The organism is Enterobacter cloacae complex sp.6700776, assembly GCF_048284255.1.
GTDB lineage: Bacteria > Pseudomonadota > Gammaproteobacteria > Enterobacterales > Enterobacteriaceae > Enterobacter > Enterobacter intestinihominis.
In genome coordinates, this window is record NZ_JBLVYK010000001.1 from 431,611 (window position 1) to 450,035 (window position 18,425).

The following is an 18,425-nucleotide window of genomic DNA, read 5'->3' on the forward strand; positions in this document are numbered from 1 at the left end:
TAATGGCTCAACTGTCTCTGAAACACATTCAGAAAATCTATGATAACCAGGTCCACGTGGTTAAGGATTTCAATCTCGAGATTGAAGATAAAGAATTTATCGTCTTCGTCGGTCCATCGGGCTGTGGGAAATCCACGACGTTGCGAATGATCGCCGGCCTTGAGGAGATCAGCGCAGGTGAACTGATTATTGACGGGGTTTGCATGAATGATGTTCCCGCCAAGTCCCGTGATATCGCAATGGTCTTCCAGAACTATGCGCTCTATCCGCATATGACGGTCTACGACAACATGGCGTTTGGCCTGAAGATGCAAAAAATAGCACCTTCCATCATCGAAGAACGTGTTAGCTGGGCGGCCCAGATCCTGGGTTTACGCGACTATCTCCAGCGTAAACCTGGCGCATTGTCAGGTGGTCAGCGTCAGCGCGTGGCGTTAGGCAGGGCGATAGTGCGTGAAGCAGGGGTCTTCCTGATGGATGAACCGCTGTCAAACCTCGATGCCAAGCTTCGTGTACAGATGCGCGCTGAAATCAGCAAGCTGCACCAGAAGCTCAACACCACCATGATTTACGTGACGCACGATCAGACGGAAGCCATGACGATGGCGACCCGTATTGTGATTTTAAAAGACGGCATCATTCAGCAGGTGGGCGCGCCGAAGCAGGTTTACAACGAGCCGGCGAATATGTTCGTTGCAGGCTTTATTGGTTCACCTGCGATGAACTTCATTCGTGGCGCGATCGACGACCGATACTTCGTGACGGAAACGCTGCGCCTGGAGATCCCGGAAGACAAGCTCGCCGTACTGAATGCGCAAGGTTACCAGCGCAAAGCGGTCGTCTTTGGGATCCGTCCGGAAGACATTCTCACGCTACAGCGCAGCGGTGAAAATATCGCGGCGAAGATCAGCGTCGCTGAGCTGACTGGGGCAGAATTTATGCTTTATGCCAACGTGGGAGGGCATGAACTGGTTGTCCGTGCGGGAGCGGCGGATGATTACGTTGCAGGAGATAATATCGGCATCCAGTTCGATATGAGTAAGTGCCATTTCTTCGATGCTGATACTGAAGCAGCTATTAGATAAGAAAGGTATTCGCCGGAAATGAAAGTTTCCGGTTTTTTTGTATGTTAATTATAAAGGAATATTTTAATGAGTACTCTACTAAGAAGTGCTGCGCTCGTTCTGTGCGCAGGGGTAAGCTGCGCGCAAGCAACAGAGTCAACCAAACAGTGGGAATTTAATATTGGTGCCATGTATGAAATTGAAAACGTCGAAGGTCAGGGCGACGATAAAGATGGATTATATGAACCTTCCGTGTGGTTTAACGCCACGTATGATGCGTGGACAATTTCACTGGCGATGTATCAGGAAGGCCCGGTTGATTACAGCAGCATGACGCGCGGCACCTATTTCGATCGTCCTGAATTTGAATTACGGTATCGCTTCATTGGCACAGAGGATTTTACGCTGGGTCTTACGGGCGGTTTCCGTAATTATGGATATCATTTTAAAGATGAGCACGGTGCGAAAGACGGTAGTGCTAATATGCAGCGCTATAAAATTCAGCCTGACTGGGATGTGAAATTAACAGATGACTGGCGTTTTGGCGGTTGGTTTGCCATGTACCAGTTTGCGAATGACCTGGGAAAAACCGGTTATTCTGACAGCCGCGTCGAAACGGAAACCGGATTTACCTGGACAATAAACGAAACCGTCTCTGCAAAAGTTAACTACTATTTAGAGCGTGGCTTCAATATGGACAGTTCACGTAATAACGGTGAATTCTCCACCCAGGAGATTCGTGCCTACCTGCCTGTTTCATTAGGCCAGACAACGCTTACACCTTACACCCGTCTGGGGCTCGATCGCTGGTCAAACTGGGACTGGCAGGACGATCCAACTCGTGAAGGGCATGACTTCAACCGACTGGGTCTGCTCTATGCTTATGACTTTGCGAATGGCCTTTCCATGACGCTCGAGTATGCCTACGAATGGGAAAATCATGACGAAGGCGAGAGCGACCGCTTCCACTATGCGGGTGTCGGCGTCAATTACGCGTTCTGATGACGTTATACCAGGGGCGTTTGCCCCTGGTTTTTAGCGTAACGAAGCTGCATCTGAAAAATGTGTTTCAACCAATACCTTATGCGGCGCAGGTTTATCCGCAATGCACCTGAACAACAAATCGCAGCTCTCTTCGCCCAGCTTTTTCGTGGGGATATCAAAGCCGCCTGGTGCAGGGGTTAAAATGAGAGATAGCATCGGGTCGCTGTATCCTGCCATTGCGACCTGTTCCGGGATCGCCAGATTTAGCGCATCCGCGGCACGATAAAGACTCAGCAATTTCATGCTGTCAGTCGCAAAAACCGCATCGGGCGGGTTGTCTGAGGAGAGTAGCTGGCAGGCCGCCTGAAGCGCGCTTTCATGGGTATAGCCGCCATCGATAACCCAGGTCGGGTTAATTTCGATGCCGTGTTTCTCAAGGCTGAATTTATAACCCGCCAGGCGATCGATAGAGACGTGATAATCGAGCGGGGCATGCAGACAGGCAATTTTGGTGCGGCCATGCGTGATAAACGAGTCTGTTAATATGGCGCTGTCGCGGAAATTATCCGTGTCGACAGAATAGATATTCTGGTAATTTCCTTCCACTTTACCAATGACGACCACGGGCACACCGTATTCATCCAGTGTCGAGAAAAACGACTCGTTCGCCGGCGAGCTTAGCATGATGATGCCTTTGATCATCTTCTGCTTTATTTTACCCACGCATTTTTGCAGATCATCTTCACTGCTTTTGGACGTTTGTAAAATAACATCAAAACCTTCTTCTTCTGCTTTTGCCGTAATGGCATGCAGTACATCTGAGAAAAAGGGATTTCCTGCAGTGGTCTTGGTTGAGCGGGTCGAAATAACCATAATGGCGTCGAAGCCAGAAGAGGTGAGTGCGCGGGCAAGTTTATTAGGTTGGTAATTTAACTCATCTATCGCCTTCAACACCTTTTCACGCGCTTCAGGAGAAATATTCGTTTGTTTATTCAGAACGCGTGACACGGTTGATTTCGAAACGCCAGCAACGCGGGCAATATCATAGATGGTGGGTGACATACACCTTACTCACTCCAGACGGACAGCAATTGCGTCCATCTTACTGGAGAGAAAACGGCAATAGCAATAATTAAGAATTGATAATCAACGATCTGCCCCAATTTACTGTATTCTGAAGTGACTTTGTTCAGGGTTCCAGACAATGAAGGACGGCGATGAAGCGACTTAAAAACGAATTCAATTCTCTGGTGAACCGTGGCGTTGATCGCCATCTGCGTCTTGCCGTTACCGGGCTGAGCCGCAGCGGTAAGACGGCATTCATTACGGCGATGGTCAATCAGCTGTTGAACCTGCATGCTGGGGCGCGCCTGCCACTGCTTAGCGCGGTGCGCGAGGAGCGATTGTTAGGCGTAAAACGCGTACCGCAACGTGATTTTGGCATCCCCCGTTTCACCTATGATGAAGGTCTGGCACAGTTATACGGGGAGCCTCCCGCCTGGCCCACCCCGACGCGTGGCGTGAGCGAAATTCGCCTTGCGCTTCGTTTTCGCTCGAATGAATCCCTGATGCGTCACTTTAAAGAAACGTCCACGCTGTATCTCGAAATTGTGGATTATCCGGGAGAATGGCTGCTCGATTTACCGATGCTGGCGCAGGATTACCTGAGCTGGTCCCGACAGATGACCGGTCTGTTGCAGGGGCAGCGGGCAGAGTGGTCGACCAAATGGCGCCAGCTTTGCGAAGGGCTGGATCCGCTGGCGCCGGCGGATGAAAACCGTCTGGCCGTCATAGCCCAGGCCTGGACGGATTACCTGCATCAGTGCAAGCAGGAAGGGCTGCATTTTATTCAGCCTGGCCGTTTTGTTCTGCCGGGAGATCTAGCCGGTGCTCCCGCGCTACAGTTTTTCCCGTGGCCGGACGTTGACCGCATCGGCGAATCGAAGCTGGCACAGGCAGACAAGACCACCAACGCCGGTATGCTCCGCGAGCGATACAATTATTACTGTGAGAAGGTGGTTAAGGGTTTTTATAAAAATCATTTTTTACGCTTTGACCGCCAGATCGTGCTGGTGGACTGCCTGCAACCCCTCAACAGCGGGCCGCAGGCGTTCAATGATATGCGGCTGGCGCTGACGCAGCTGATGCAAAGTTTTCATTATGGCCAGCGTACGCTGTTTCGCCGTTTATTCTCGCCGGTCATCGACAAGCTGCTGTTTGCCGCCACAAAAGCTGATCATGTGACGGTCGATCAGCACGCCAACATGGTATCCCTGCTGCAACAGCTGGTGCAGGATGCCTGGCAGAACGCGGCGTTCGAAGGGATTAGTATGGATTGTCTGGGTCTGGCGTCCGTACAGGCTACACAGAGTGGGTTGATTGACGTGAATGGCGAGAAAATTCCGGCCCTGCGGGGCAACCGACTCAGCGACGGTGAGCCGCTCACGGTCTATCCGGGCGAAGTTCCCCCGCGTTTGCCGGGCCAGGCTTTCTGGCAAAGCCAGGGTTTTCAGTTCGAAGACTTCCGTCCGCAGAGCATGAACGTTGACCAGCCATTGCCGCATATTCGTCTGGATGCCGCGCTGGAGTTTTTAATTGGAGATAAATTGCGATGACGGAACCGTTAAAACCCCGCATTGATTTTACCGGCCAGCTTGAGCAGTCCCCGCATGAGGCGTTTAAAACAGCGCAAACCTTCAGCGGTCCGCAGGCCGACAACTTTGCTCCCGTGCTGGCAGAGGAGCCGTTGGTTGAAGAGGGGCAGGCGGAAGCGGTCGTTGATGCGGCACTGCGCCCGAAACGCAGCCTGTGGCGTAAGATGGTGACCGCCGGGTTAGCCCTTTTTGGTGTGAGCGTAATTGGTCAGGGCGTGCAGTGGGGCATCAATGCCTGGCAAACCCAGGACTGGGTAGCGCTGGGGGGATGCGCCGCCGGGGCGTTGATCGTTGGTGCGGGCGTCGGCTCGGTCGTGACCGAGTGGCGTCGCCTCTGGCGTCTGCGTCAGCGTGCGCACGAACGCGATGAAGCGCGGGATCTGCTGCACAGTCACGGCACCGGAAAAGGGCGTGCTTTTTGTGAAAAGCTTGCGGCTCAGGCCGGGATAGATCACTCTCACCCGGCGCTTCAGCGCTGGTATGCGGCGATCCACGAAACCCAGAATGACCAGGAAGTGGTCACGCTCTATGCGCACATTGTTCAGCCGGTACTGGATGCGCAGGCTCGTCGTGAGATCAGCCGCTCGGCGGCGGAATCCACCCTGATGATTGCCGTCAGTCCGCTGGCGATGGTGGACATGGCCTTTATCGCCTGGCGCAACCTGCGCCTGATCAACCGCATCGCCAGACTGTATGGCATTGAGCTTGGCTATTACAGCCGACTGCGCCTGTTCAAACTGGTGTTGCTGAATATCGCCTTCGCCGGGGCAAGCGAACTGGTGCGGGAGGTCGGGATGGACTGGATGTCGCAGGATCTTGCGGCGCGTCTCTCTGCCCGGGCGGCGCAGGGGATTGGTGCCGGTCTGCTGACGGCACGCTTAGGAATAAAAGCGATGGAGGTTTGTCGTCCACTCCCCTGGATCGATGGCGATAAGCCGCGGCTGGGGGATTTCCGTCGCGAATTGATTGGTCAGCTTAAAGAGACGCTCAATAAAAAACCTGCTCAGTGAGGTTTCGTTTACTAATCGTGCGGGCTGTCAATATTTGTTGACAGCCACCTTCCCGAATACCGTGATCTGACATATCATTTTACTGTTATTGGCTTAAACGGTGAATTTCCCATGCGTTTGGAAGTCTTTTGTGAGGACCGTCTCGGTCTGACCCGCGAGTTACTCGATCTTCTTGTTTTACGTAGCATTGATTTACGTGGCATAGAGATCGACCCTGTCGGGCGAATTTACCTCAATTTTGCCGAAATTGAATTTAATACCTTCAGTAGCCTGATGGCCGAAATCCGCCGTATCGCTGGCGTTACGGATGTACGCACCATCCCCTGGATGCCATCCGAGCGGGAACACCTTGCGCTGAGCGCACTGCTGGAAGCAATGCCGGAGCCGTTTCTCTCTCTCGATCTGAAAAACAAAGTCGAGCGCGTTAACCAGGCCAGTTGCCAGCTGTTTGCGCAGACTCAGGAAAAGCTAATCGGTCATCACGCCACGCAATTGATCCCAGGTTTTAATTTCCAGCGCTGGCTGGACAGCAACCCGCAAAATACCCATAGCGAGCACGTCGTCATCAATGGACAGAATTTCCTGATGGAGATCACGCCGGTCTACCTGAAAGGGGAAAATGCCGCGCGGGTGCTCACCGGCGCGGTAATCATGCTGCGCTCCACGGTGCGCATGGGACGCCAGTTACAGAACCTTTCCAGCCAGGACGTAGGCGCATTCAGCCAGATTATTGCGGTGAGCCCGAAGATGCGTCACGTGCTCGACCAGGCGCGCAAGCTGGCAAATCTTACGGCACCGCTGCTGATTACCGGGGATACCGGTACGGGGAAAGATCTGCTGGCGCATGCTGTGCATATGGCCAGCCCGCGTGCGGCAAAACCGTATCTGGCGCTGAACTGCGCGTCTATTCCTGAAGATGCGGTGGAAAGTGAACTGTTCGGGCATGCGCCGGAAGGCAAAAAAGGCTTCTTTGAACAGGCGAATGGCGGCTCGGTGTTGCTGGACGAGATTGGTGAAATGTCGCCACGCATGCAGGCGAAACTGCTGCGTTTTCTCAATGACGGTACGTTCCGCCGCGTGGGGGAAGATCATGAAGTGCACGTGGATGTACGCGTCATCTGCGCCACCCAGAAAAACCTGGTGGAGCTGGTGCAGAAAGGGGTATTCCGCGAAGATCTCTACTATCGTCTCAACGTTCTGACGCTCAATATTCCGCCGCTGCGCGATTGCCCGCAGGACATCATGCCGTTGACGGAACTCTTCGTCGCCCGTTTTGCCGACGAGCAGGGCGTGCCGCGTCCGAAGCTCTCTGCCGACCTGGGTACCGTGCTGACGCGTTACGGCTGGCCGGGCAATATTCGTCAGCTAAAAAATGCGGTCTATCGCGCATTAACTCAGCTTGAAGGGTATGAACTGCGTCCTCAGGATATTCTGTTGCCGGATTACGATGCCGGGACGGTCTCGGTAGGCGAAGAGGCAATGGAAGGCTCGCTGGATGACATCACCAGCCGTTTCGAGCGTTCGGTGTTAACGCAGCTTTATCGCAGCTATCCGAGCACGCGCAAGCTGGCTAAACGTCTTGGGGTGTCACATACCGCGATTGCGAATAAGCTGCGCGAGTATGGGTTAAATCAGAAGAAGGGTGACGAATAAATAAAAAAGCCTCTTTGCAGAGGCTTTTTTACGTTTAGGCTTTAAGTGCCTCAAGTGCAGCGGTGTAATCCGGTTCGGTAGTGATTTCGTTAACCAGCTCACTGAAAACAACGTTGTCGTTTTCATCGATCACCAGCACCGCACGAGCAGCCAGACCCTTCAGCGCGCCTTCGGAAATGGCAACACCGTATTTTTCCAGGAAATCCGGGCTGCGCAGAGTGGAAAGGGTGATGACGTTGCTCAGGCCTTCAGCGCCGCAGAAACGGGACTGGGCAAACGGCAGGTCAGCAGAAATGCACAGCACTACGGTGTTGTCCATTTCGGTCGCCAGCTGGTTGAATTTACGCACTGATGCAGCACAAACGCCAGTATCGATGCTTGGGAAAATGTTCAGGACTTTACGTTTGCCAGCAAACTGGCTCAGCGTGACGTCAGACAGATCTTTAGCCACCAGAGTAAAAGGCTGTGCTTTGCTGCCAGACTGTGGGATGGAACCTGCAACAGCAACCGGGTTGCCCTGGAAATGAACGAGTTGTGACATAGATATCTTCCTGTTTACAAATAGTTAACGTCGTGGCTAGTGTATGTCATCCGCAGTTAGCACGGCAAACCAATTTTCTGCCTTTCCGGCCTGCAAGGAGTCAGTGATGAGAAGCGTTAAGGTCTATGAAGAAGCCTGGCCATTGCACACCCCGTTTGTGATCTCGCGCGGCAGCCGTAATGAGGCCTGCGTGGTCGTGGTTGAATGTGAAGAGGACGGCGTAAAAGGCGTCGGGGAATGTACCCCTTATCCTCGCTACGGAGAAAGCCTGGCGTCAGTCATGGCGCAAATTATGACGGTGGTGCCCGAGTTGCAGGCGGGCCTGACGCGTGAGGCTCTTCAGCAGAGGTTGCCGGCCGGCGCGGCACGTAACGCGATTGACTGCGCACTCTGGAGTCTGGAAGCGGCGAAACAACAAAAACCGCTACCTTCGCTGCTGGACGTTACGCTGCCGCAATTGATCGTCACCGCGCAAACGGTGGTCATTGGTGAACCAGAGCAAATGGCCGCCAGCGCTCAGGCGTTGTATGCCACCGGTGCAACCTTATTAAAGGTGAAGCTCGACGATCGTCTGATTAGCGAACGCATGGTCGCCATTCGTGCGGCGGTACCTGATGCCACCCTTATCGTCGATGCGAACGAATCATGGCACAGCGAAGGGCTGGCAGCCCGTTGTCAGCTGCTTGCCGATCTGGGCGTTGCCATGCTGGAGCAGCCTCTCCCGGCAGAAGACGATGCCGCGCTGGCGAATTTTATTCATCCGCTTCCCGTCTGTGCAGACGAAAGCTGTCATACCCGTGAGAGCCTGTCAGCCCTCAAGGGCCGCTACGAGATGGTGAACATCAAGCTGGATAAAACGGGTGGGTTAACCGAGGCCCTGGCACTGGCACAAGATGCCCAGGCGCAAGGCTTTTCCCTGATGCTGGGCTGTATGTTGTGTACGTCCAGAGCGATCGGTGCTGCACTCCCGCTGGTGAACAGCGTGCGTTTTGCCGATCTGGATGGCCCAACCTGGCTGGCGGTTGACGTTTCACCCGCCCTGAGTTTTACCTCCGGCGTACTTCATCTTTGAGGCTGCCAGCGCAGAAGATCTGTCATCGCTCTGAGGTATTTTTCACTCGCTTCATCCGAGGAAATAGGCGGAAACTCTGCGGTGATACAGTGAAGACTGAGGTCCGCGCACCAGCTGCCAAACGACCCGGGCGTTTCATACCCGACGCTGGTTACCAGAGGTAGAGCAAACGCATCCGCCAGCCACTGCCCGAGCGCTGTATGACGAGGATCTTCAATACAGGCGAGGGGATCGTGGAAAGAGACAACCCAGGCCGGGTGGATCTTATGAATAAGCTGACACAGCGCCTGGGTTTCGGGCTCGGAACCCGGTTTTTCTCCCGTAAGCAGGACCACATCTCGTTCCTGCGCCGAACTGTTCCAGCGATACACCGTTTCACCGGCACGCCAGTTTGCTGCCGGAAAGTTCCTGTTAAGGTCAACGCCTCGTGCATTCGCCCGTAATCCAAGCTGGCATCCGTCCGGGTTGACGGTCAAAATCACATGTTGTCGTCGTAAATCGGGGGCCAGCGTACGTAGCGCGCACGAAAGCGTCACGATGGACGAGTTTTCGTCGCCATGTGTGCCCGCAATGATTAAGCCGCTTGTGCGATCGGGCTCGGGAGCCGGAAACCAGATCAGTGGGGCGCCTAAAAATGAGCGGCCATAATGTTCAGTCCCGGGCGGGAAGGCGCCGCGTTCCGTTCTTGGTCGGGTGGTTGCCATAATAAACCCTGATGATGAAGTCGCTTCTGGCAGTGTTGTGCAAAACCCGCGCTTAATCAAATAGTTTCCGTCTGTGTGTAAAATTGCCTGACATCAACTTTCCTGAGGAAGCATTTGCATTTCTCCGTTTCGAAACAAATAATTACGCATCTGCCTGTTACCTGACATCATTAAGGGGATCGTATGAAGCATCCTGTTTCGCTTCTTTGTACTGCGCTGTGGCTGTGCGGGTTTTCTTCACTTTCATATGCCGCGGAGGTTCCCAGGGGAACGGAGCTGGCGCAAAAGCAGGAGCTGGTTCGACACATTAAAGATGAACCCGCCTCGCTCGATCCGGCAAAAGCGGTGGGTTTACCCGAGATACAGGTGATCCGCGACCTTTATGAAGGGCTGGTGAATCAGAACGAAAAAGGGGAGCTGGTTCCCGGCGTGGCGACGCGCTGGCAGAGCAACGATAACCGTGTCTGGACGTTTACGTTGCGGGATAACGCGAAGTGGTCTGACGGTACCCCGGTGACGGCACAAGATTTTGTCTACAGCTGGCGTCGTCTGGTTGATCCTAAAACTACGTCACCTTTCGCCTGGTTTGCAGCGCTGGCGGGTATTAATAATGCGCAGGCCATTATCGATGGTAAAGCTGCACCGGAAACGCTCGGCGTGACGGCAGTCGATGCTAAAACGCTGCGCGTGCAGCTGGATAAACCGCTGCCATGGTTCAGCAACCTCACGGCTAGCTTTGCGTTCTATCCTGTTCAAAAGGCAAACGTGGAAAGCGGTAAAGAATGGACGCGCCCTGGCGCGCTCATCGGCAACGGTGCGTATGTGCTGAAAGATCGCGTGGTGAATGAAAAACTGGTGGTTGAGCCGAATACTCACTACTGGGATAACGCCAACACGGTGCTTAAAAAAGTCACCTTTGTGCCAATCAACCAGGAGTCCTCAGCGACCAAACGCTACCTGGCGGGCGATATCGATATTACAGAATCGTTTCCGAAAAACATGTACCAGAAGCTGCTTAAAGATATTCCGGGACAGGTTTATACACCGCCACAGCTTGGGACCTATTACTACGCGTTTAACACACAAAAAGGCCCAACTGCGGATGCCCGCGTACGTCTGGCGCTCAGCATGACTATCGACAGACGTATTATGGCGGAAAAAGTCCTGGGAACCGGTGAGAAACCGGCCTGGCATTTCACTCCCGATGTCACTGCCGGTTTTACACCGGAAATCTCGCCATTTGAGCAGATGTCGCAGCAGGAGCTAAATGCTCAGGCGAAAACGTTATTACAGGCGGCAGGCTATGGTCCCCAGCGCCCGCTGAAATTAACGCTGCTGTACAACACGTCTGAAAACCACCAGAAAATCGCCATTGCCGTCGCATCTATGTGGAAGAAAAATCTGGGTGTTGACGTTAAATTGCAGAATCAGGAATGGAAGACCTACATCGACAGCCGCAATACCGGGAATTTCGACGTGATCCGTGCGTCGTGGGTAGGGGATTACAATGAGCCGTCGACATTCCTGTCGCTGCTGACGTCCTCTCACACCGGCAACATCTCACGGTTCAACGACCCTGCTTACGATAAGATTATTCATCAGGCGACGCTCGAAACCACTGAAAAAGCGCGTAATGCAGACTACAACATGGCCGAGAAGATCCTCGCCGAGAAAGCGCCGATAGCCCCTATTTATCAATACACCAATGGCCGCCTCATTAAGCCCTGGGTTAAAGGGTATCCGATAAATAACCCAGAGGATGTTGCGTACAGTCGTACAATGTATATTGAAAAGCATTAAAAAAACAGGAAAGGCGCTTAAGTGGTTTTGGCAAATAGCTATACATCGCTTAAGCGCCTGAACACACGGTTCATGGTACCTACAGGCTAGTTATTATCAAAATTCCTTTCATAAAAAATCATTTATTCTTTTGATGAATGCTTCGAGCGACATCTCTTTTCCAGTTTATTGAAAAGCCTGCAAGCATTTATACATCCTCCATGTAATAGCTTAATTCCTGCTATTTAAAACCTGACTTTTGTCCGATATAGGATTTTTCCATATTCAGGAGGTTTATTGAATAAGATGATATGTCTCTGCGATTTTGCAGCTGATGCTTAGATCAGCATTGATATAAATCAATTATTCAACGACAGGTGGTAATGAATTCAATATTCTCTATCAAGGCAGACGTTCCTGCTAATCTATTGTGAATAAATGGTTAATACTTTCTGCGTGCCACTTATATCTGGAATTTATAAATACTAGTGATTAGTGGAAAATTCTTAAGAAAAATCCATGTGCAGATCTTTGATCTGAAAAGTTGATCATGAATGGGCTTTTGCTCTAATATGGTTTTGTAAAGACCCGTCACTCACTTAACTCGTATTTCTTGCAAAGAAAGGGACTGCTATGGCCGATTCATTTCAGAATGAGGTGCCCAAGGCACGCATAAATTTAAAGCTGGCGCTGCATACAGGCGGCGCGCAGAAGAAAGTCGAACTGCCGCTTAAACTTCTCACCGTCGGTGATTTCAGTAATGGAAAAGAGAATCGTCCATTGTCCGAAAGGAAGAAAATCAACGTCAACAAAAATAACTTTAATAGCGTACTTTCGGAATTTAACCCGGAGGTTAATCTGACGGTGCCTAACACCATGGCTGTCGATGGTTCGGAGGAAAGTATAAAACTGAATTTCTCCGATATTAAGGATTTCGAACCTGAACAGGTTGCCCGCCAGATCCCCCAGCTCCGCGCCATGCTGGCCATGCGTAATTTATTACGCGACCTCAAATCCAATCTTCTTGATAACGCCACTTTCAGAAAAGAACTCGAGAAAATTCTTAAGGACCCGGCGCTGTCTCAGGAATTACGCGACGAAATGAGTGCACTGGCCCCGAAATAAGCGGCATGTGTAATTTAATGGATTAACCGGGAATATGCTGATGTCTGTGAATAGTGAAACCGCCTCCGCGCAGGGGCAGACCATCGTACTGGAAAAAGAGGGCGTTTACGCCTCCCTGTTTGAAAAAATCAACCTGACTCCGGCCTCGAGCCTGGGTGATATCAATGCGTTTCTGGATGATGCCGCGCTTTCTGACGCGCCGGCGGGTGAACGCCTGACGGCGGCGATGCAGGTGTTTATGGACTGCATCCGCAAATCCGGTCAGCCCGTGGAGAAGCTCGACAAAACGCTGATTGACCACCATATCGCCGAACTGGATTTCCAGATTAGCCGTCAGCTGGATGCCGTAATGCATCACCAGGCGTTCCAGAAAGTGGAATCCCTCTGGCGCGGCCTGAAGCAGCTGGTGGACAACACCGACTACCGCCAGAATGTGAAAACCGAGATTCTGGACGTCTCCAAGGACGACCTGCGCCAGGATTTTGAGGATGCACCGGAACTGATCCAGAGCGGCCTCTACTGGCACACCTATACCGCCGAATACGACACCCCGGGCGGCGAGCCGATTGGTTCCGTGATTTCATCCTATGAATTTGACGCCAGCCCGCAGGATGTGGCGCTGCTGCGCAACATCTCGAAAGTGTCTGCCGCCGCACACATGCCGTTTATTGGCTCTGTCGGCCCGAAATTCTTCCTGAAAGACTCTATGGAAGAGGTCGCTGCAATTAAGGACATCGGCAACTACTTCGACCGCGCTGAATACATCAAGTGGAAATCCTTCCGCGACACTGACGACGCCCGCTACATCGGCCTCGTGATGCCGCGCGTGCTGGGGCGTCTGCCGTATGGCCCGGACACCGTACCGGTGCGCAGCTTTAACTACGTTGAGCAGGTGAAAGGCCCGGATCACGAGAAATACCTGTGGACCAGCGCGTCGTTCTCCTTCGCGTCAAACATGGTGAAGAGCTTCATCAATAACGGCTGGTGCGTGCAGATCCGTGGCCCGCAGGCGGGCGGGGCGGTGAAAGATCTGCCTATTCATCTGTACGATTTGGGTACCGGCAACCAGGTGAAAATCCCGTCTGAGATGATGATCCCGGAGACCCGCGAGTTTGAGTTTGCCAACCTCGGCTTTATTCCGCTCTCGTATTACAAAAACCGCGACTATGCCTGCTTCTTCTCGGCGAACTCCGCGCAGAAACCGGCGCTGTACGACACCGCAGATGCCACGGCCAACAGCCGCATCAATGCCCGTCTGCCGTACATCTTCCTGCTGTCGCGTATTGCGCACTATCTGAAGCTCATCCAGCGCGAGAACATCGGCACCACCAAGGACCGCCGTCTGCTGGAGCTGGAGCTGAATACCTGGGTGCGTAGTCTGGTGACGGAAATGACCGATCCGGGCGATGAGTTGCAGGCTTCTCATCCGCTGCGTGACGCGAAGGTGGTGGTGGAAGATATCGAAGACAACCCGGGCTTCTTCCGCGTGAAGCTGTTTGCGGTGCCGCACTTCCAGGTGGAAGGCATGGATGTGAACCTGTCTCTGGTGAGCCAGATGCCGAAAGCGAAAGCGTAACGTAAGGCAGGAAGCATGAAAACGGAACAACCGTTATGGGGCAGGGGCCAGATGGTCTCTCCCCAGCACTTCCAGCAACAGGCCGCGTATGCGGCCTGGTCTGCGGAATGCATCGCCCGGTTAGGTCTCTCCCATCCCTGGGGAGTGATTGAAGCCACTTTCGAACCGGATGCACTGAAACTGGGCCGCCTGCAGGCCCGCCATCTGCACATCCGTTTCCCCGACGGGACGCTTATCGACACGGATAATGCTGACGATCTGCCACCGGTTCTCGCGCTGGAGAGTGAATCAAATGAGGTGGTAGTGATGCTCGCGCTTCCGCTGTTGCGCGCGAATGGTGGCAACTGTCTTAAGCCCGATGAGGTAGCCGGGCGTCCTGTTCGCTATCGCCAGCGTTGGCAGGATATCCGCAATACCTTCGGGGACGATACCCGCCAGATTGCGGTAATGCGTCCTGAGCTGACGCTGCGGTTTGCACATCAGAACAACAGCGATTACCTGACCTGTCCGGTTGCCCGCCTGCAGCAGGATCTGCAGGGGGCATGGCAGCCTGATGAGACGTTTCTCCCCCCGCTCCTGGCCATCGAGGGCAGCCGCTGGCTGTTAACCCAGCTCGAACAGCTGATGATCCAGCTACGTGTACGCCTGAGCCGACTGATGGCCATGCGACGGGAAAGTAATGAGCGCATGGCAGACTTTGCCGTGGCCGACGTGTCGCTGTTCTGGTTGCTGAATGCCCTCAACAGCGCTGAGCCCGTGCTGGGGCAGTTTCAGCGCCATCCGCAAAGTCCGCCTGAACGCCTGTATCCGGAGCTGGCCCGCCTGGCGGGCAGCCTGCTGACCTTCTCGCTGGAGCACCAGGTGAGTGCGATCCCGGTCTGGCAGCACGAGCAACTGAATAACGTATTTCCGCCGCTGTTTGATTTACTGGGGGACCTTCTGGAAGCCAGTCTGCCATCGCGGGTGGTGGCGATTGAGCTTGAGCACGATGCCCGGCTGCACTTCTGGCAGGCCCGTCTGCATGATCCGCGTCTGCGTGAAGGGGCGGATTACTACCTCTCCGTGCGTTCAATGGTGCCGGTGGCTCAGCTGCAGGAGCAGTTCCCGCGCCAGTGCAAGGTTGGCAGCCCCGATCATGTCAGAAGTATCGTCAATTCATCGCGGGTGGGCGTGCCGCTGACCCCGCTGCGCCATGTGCCGGCAGCCATTCCGTTACGTCTGGAAAATCAGTATTTCAGTCTTGATGTCTCTCATCCTCAGGCCACTGAAATGCTCCAGGGCGGCACCTGCATGTTTTACGTTCCGGGCATGCTCGGCGAGCCTGAACTCGAACTCTTTGCGGTGCTGAGAACATGAGTGAGCGTAAACGCGGCGCTGCCGCGGCCATTGATATTGATGCCCTGCTGCAGGATACCTGGCTGCAGGTGATCAGCCTGCGTCACGGTCCGAAATTTCAGGATGGAGAAGGGCGCACGCTGTGGGAGCGTTGCATTGCTGATGTCGAACGTGTGCAGCGTGAGCTGAAAGCGGGCGAACTTGATGAAGCCAGCTGCCGGCATATTCTCACCGCACAATGTGCGCTGCTGGATGAGGCGGTTAAGAGTCGCGGTGTGGAGGATGATGCCTGCGTGCAGTGGTATGACATTCCCCTGCAGGGGCACTTCCTTGGCACCATGGACGCCGGTGACACGCTGTGCGATCGGATGCGCGATGTGCTGCGTGAACCGGCTCCTGACCACGCTGTCGTGACCTGCTTCCAGCGGGTCATGATGCTCGGATTCCTCGGCAACTTCCGCTCCCTATACGATCCTGAGCGGCAGAAACTCATGAATGCACTTAATGAACATGTTGCGCCGTTCAGCTATTCACAACCCCATCCCGTTCTGGCGGAAAGCCATGCCGGACGGGGGATAAGGGGTTGGCTTGCATCATGGCCCATGCGCATTGGCCTGAGTGTGGTGGTGGTCACCGCATTATGGTGGGGACTGGATTGCTGGCTGGATCAGACACTGCTTACCCTGCTGCCGGGAGCCGTGAAATGAGCCCTGCACAACAGCGCGGGCTTGCGCTCTGGGCTGCCCTGCTGAGTGCAGTGGTCTGCCTGTGGTTTCTGCCAGCATCCCGGCTGGTTTCCGTTCTCGTCCTGCTGGCGGTACTGGGGCTAATCATGGCGTTCTGGGCTGTCGCCTGCCGTCGCGTGCAGCACGATTTCACCCTGTGTCTGGAGGACCTGCCTGAAACGAGTTATTGCCAGCCCGTGGTACTGGTCTGTGGCGATCTGCCGCTTGCCTGGCCGCATCAGTCACCGGTACTTACTGTCACGCAGGGCTGCTGGATCCGTGTGGAGGATCATCTGGAACTGGAGCAGGCCGCCCGTCAGGTACTGTGGTTGCGCCCCGACTGGGGACGTCAGCTGTCAGTGATGGTCAGTGTTTGTCCGCAGCAGCACCCTGACAGTGAACGCCTTACCAGTCGTTTGCTTGCCCTGCGCTGGCAGATTAGTCGGTTGCGTAAAGCAACCGGCCATTCTGTGCCACTGGTTCTGAATGGACAGGTCGGCAGTGCGATGATGAATGACATGCTCTGGCAGACGGCGATCCTGGGGGAAGGGGTAAAGGTCTGGAGTGGGACTTCAGCGCCTGGCTCAGTTGCTGAATGGGTTAATACTGGCGGAACGCCTGCGATGCATCAACAGGTGCTTATGAACAGCCTGATGAGCTGGTTCCAACAGCACGTCCACGCTGTCCTTATGGATGAAAACCCCGATATTCCTGTCATTGAACCTGTTGCGGTTCTGTGGGGATTGGGCCCGATCCTGGCCGGAAGCATGGCCACCTCTGTCTGGACAGCGTGGTTGTCCCGCCATACTGCGATGCAGCAGGTGTCTGGCTGGCAGCCGGCGGGAACGGACAGTACGGTTATTTCCCTGTTCCCGAATTTTGTCCTCCCTTTACTGCCAGAAGGACGAGGCCTGACACCGCATGGACGAACCTGGCGCGGTGCGCTCGGAATCTTCACGTTGGCGACCATTGCTGCACTGCTCAGCAGTAGCTGGAACAACCGCCAACTGCTGCAACGCGTTAGCTTCGATATTGTCCGTTACAACAGCATCGCCATGGATGATTACGGTCCTAAAGCCAGCGCCGTACAGGTGCTGCGCGAGGATGCGGCGCTGCTGGATGAGCATGCACGCAATGGTGTACCGGCCCGGCTGGGGCTGGGGCTTTATCGGGGGGAACGTCTGCGAATACCGGTGCTGGAAGCGATCCGCTCATATGTGCCACCACCTCCTCCACCAAAGCCTGTGGAAAAGGTCGCGCCGAAAATCATCCGCCTCGACAGCATGTCGCTGTTCGATACCGGCAAATGGGCGCTGAAACCCGCCTCAACAAAGCTGCTGGTGAACTCACTGGTGGGCATTAAGGCGAAGCCCGGCTGGCTGATTGTAGTGGCGGGCCATACCGACAGCACCGGGGATGACCAGTCCAACCAGGTGCTGTCCCTGAAGCGTGCGGAGTCGGTGCGCGACTGGATGCGGGACACCGGCGATGTGCCGGAGAGCTGTTTTGCGGTGCAGGGCTACGGTGAAAGCCGACCTGTCGCCACCAACGACACGGCGGAAGGCCGGGCGCTGAACCGCCGTGTCGAAATCAGTCTGGTGCCGCAGGCGAACGCCTGCCAGCTGCCGGGCAACACCCCCGCGTCATCGCAGGATGATGGCGCTGATAACAACTTAACGGAGTAATTAACATGGCAATACCAGTCTATCTGTGGCTGAAGGACGACGGCGGCGCGGACATCAAAGGGTCTGTGGACGTTCAGGATCGTGAAGGCAGCATCGAGGTGGTGGCCCAGGAGCACAACCTGTACATCCCGACCGACAATAACACCGGCAAGCTGACCGGTACCCGTATCCACACCCCGTTCCTGTTCACCAAGGAAATCGACTCCTCCAGCCCGTACCTGTACAAGGCGGTGACCACCGGCCAGACCCTGAAATCTGCGGAATTTAAGTGGTACAGAATCAATGACGCGGGCCAGGAAGTGGAGTACTTCAACACGAAGCTTGAGAACGTGAAGCTGGTGAAAGTGAATCCGAAGATGCACGACATCAAAGATCCGGCGTTCGAGAAGCACAACCACCTCGAGCAGATTGAACTGCGCTACGAAAAAATCACCTGGACCTACAAGGACGGCAACATCATTCATTCCGATTCCTGGAACGAACGCGCCACCGCGTAAGTCGCATGCGGACAGGGCCCT

At 54.4% G+C, this 18,425-nt stretch carries 16 protein-coding genes; 13 read left to right on the forward strand and 3 right to left on the reverse strand.

Annotated features, from left to right (window positions below; translation table 11 throughout):
* The first annotated feature begins 2 nt into the window (after window positions 1-2).
* Entirely contained in the window at window positions 3-1,085 is a 1,083-nt protein-coding gene (locus ACNQ0T_RS02250; protein ID WP_193131936.1) for an ABC transporter ATP-binding protein, read from the forward strand.
* A gap of 66 nt (window positions 1,086-1,151) precedes the next feature.
* Window positions 1,152-2,066 carry an OmpG family monomeric porin gene (locus tag ACNQ0T_RS02255; RefSeq protein ID WP_023300241.1) on the forward strand — a complete coding sequence of 305 codons (915 nt, stop codon included), beginning with the start codon at window positions 1,152-1,154 and terminating at the stop codon, window positions 2,064-2,066.
* 33 nt (window positions 2,067-2,099) lie between these two features.
* Here ACNQ0T_RS02255 and ACNQ0T_RS02260 read toward each other — a convergent pair whose 3' ends face one another.
* Window positions 2,100-3,110, reverse strand: a complete 1,011-nt coding sequence (locus ACNQ0T_RS02260) for a LacI family DNA-binding transcriptional regulator (RefSeq protein ID WP_022648292.1) — start codon at window positions 3,108-3,110, stop codon at window positions 2,100-2,102.
* 155 nt (window positions 3,111-3,265) lie between these two features.
* Here ACNQ0T_RS02260 and ACNQ0T_RS02265 point away from each other — a divergent pair, with 155 nt between their 5' ends.
* From ACNQ0T_RS02265 to tyrR, 3 genes are all read left to right on the forward strand, one after another.
* Window positions 3,266-4,663, forward strand: coding sequence for a YcjX family protein (locus tag ACNQ0T_RS02265; protein WP_022648291.1), 1,398 nt, complete (start codon window positions 3,266-3,268; stop codon window positions 4,661-4,663).
* The gene (locus ACNQ0T_RS02270) at window positions 4,660-5,712 is read left to right on the forward strand and encodes a TIGR01620 family protein (RefSeq protein WP_417929467.1); all 1,053 of its coding nucleotides are present in this window, start codon (window positions 4,660-4,662) and stop codon (window positions 5,710-5,712) included. The genes ACNQ0T_RS02265 and ACNQ0T_RS02270 overlap by 4 nt, the downstream gene beginning before the upstream one ends.
* A 111-nt stretch (window positions 5,713-5,823) precedes the next feature.
* Window positions 5,824-7,365 (forward strand): transcriptional regulator TyrR, encoded by a 1,542-nt coding sequence (gene tyrR / locus ACNQ0T_RS02275; protein WP_023300239.1) that lies wholly within the window; start codon window positions 5,824-5,826, stop codon window positions 7,363-7,365.
* 34 nt (window positions 7,366-7,399) lie between these two features.
* Here the strand turns inward: tyrR and tpx are convergent, their stop codons facing one another.
* Window positions 7,400-7,906: a thiol peroxidase gene (gene tpx / locus ACNQ0T_RS02280; RefSeq protein WP_003856889.1), complete on the reverse strand. Its 507-nt coding sequence runs from the start codon at window positions 7,904-7,906 to the stop codon at window positions 7,400-7,402.
* Between the two features lie 106 nt (window positions 7,907-8,012).
* On the opposite strand from tpx, the gene ycjG reads away from it, so the two are divergent.
* A complete protein-coding gene (gene ycjG, locus ACNQ0T_RS02285) occupies window positions 8,013-8,978 on the forward strand; it encodes an L-Ala-D/L-Glu epimerase (RefSeq protein ID WP_046619740.1) in 966 nt (321 codons plus the stop codon).
* On the opposite strand, the gene mpaA is transcribed toward ycjG, so the two are convergent.
* A complete protein-coding gene (gene mpaA / locus ACNQ0T_RS02290) occupies window positions 8,969-9,682 on the reverse strand; it encodes a murein tripeptide amidase MpaA (protein WP_161176948.1) in 714 nt (237 codons plus the stop codon). The two genes, ycjG and mpaA, sit on opposite strands and share 10 nt — an antisense overlap.
* Window positions 9,683-9,865: 183 nt before the next feature.
* On the opposite strand from mpaA, the gene ACNQ0T_RS02295 reads away from it, so the two are divergent.
* The 7 genes from ACNQ0T_RS02295 to hcp all read left to right on the forward strand — a co-directional run bounded on the left by ACNQ0T_RS02295 (window position 9,866) and on the right by hcp (window position 18,404).
* On the forward strand, window positions 9,866-11,482 hold the full coding sequence (locus tag ACNQ0T_RS02295; RefSeq protein ID WP_022648286.1) for a peptide ABC transporter substrate-binding protein: 1,617 nt from the start codon (window positions 9,866-9,868) through the stop codon (window positions 11,480-11,482).
* 612 nt (window positions 11,483-12,094) lie between these two features.
* Complete coding sequence (gene tssB / locus ACNQ0T_RS02300) at window positions 12,095-12,586, forward strand: type VI secretion system contractile sheath small subunit (RefSeq protein ID WP_023300236.1); 492 nt, start codon at window positions 12,095-12,097, stop codon at window positions 12,584-12,586.
* A 34-nt stretch (window positions 12,587-12,620) separates the two neighbouring features.
* Window positions 12,621-14,162 (forward strand): type VI secretion system contractile sheath large subunit, encoded by a 1,542-nt coding sequence (tssC, locus tag ACNQ0T_RS02305; protein ID WP_417929468.1) that lies wholly within the window; start codon window positions 12,621-12,623, stop codon window positions 14,160-14,162.
* A 15-nt stretch (window positions 14,163-14,177) separates the two neighbouring features.
* Window positions 14,178-15,518: a type VI secretion system baseplate subunit TssK gene (gene tssK, locus ACNQ0T_RS02310; protein WP_022648283.1), complete on the forward strand. Its 1,341-nt coding sequence runs from the start codon at window positions 14,178-14,180 to the stop codon at window positions 15,516-15,518.
* Window positions 15,515-16,204 carry a type VI secretion system protein TssL, short form gene (gene tssL, locus ACNQ0T_RS02315; protein ID WP_063147252.1) on the forward strand — a complete coding sequence of 230 codons (690 nt, stop codon included), beginning with the start codon at window positions 15,515-15,517 and terminating at the stop codon, window positions 16,202-16,204. The genes tssK and tssL overlap by 4 nt, the downstream gene beginning before the upstream one ends.
* Window positions 16,201-17,907 (forward strand): OmpA family protein, encoded by a 1,707-nt coding sequence (locus ACNQ0T_RS02320; protein ID WP_058646463.1) that lies wholly within the window; start codon window positions 16,201-16,203, stop codon window positions 17,905-17,907. Before tssL ends, ACNQ0T_RS02320 begins: the two co-directional genes overlap by 4 nt.
* Window positions 17,908-17,912: 5 nt before the next feature.
* A complete protein-coding gene (gene hcp / locus ACNQ0T_RS02325; protein WP_009653685.1) occupies window positions 17,913-18,404 on the forward strand; it encodes a type VI secretion system effector Hcp in 492 nt (163 codons plus the stop codon).
* Window positions 18,405-18,425 lie beyond the last annotated feature (21 nt).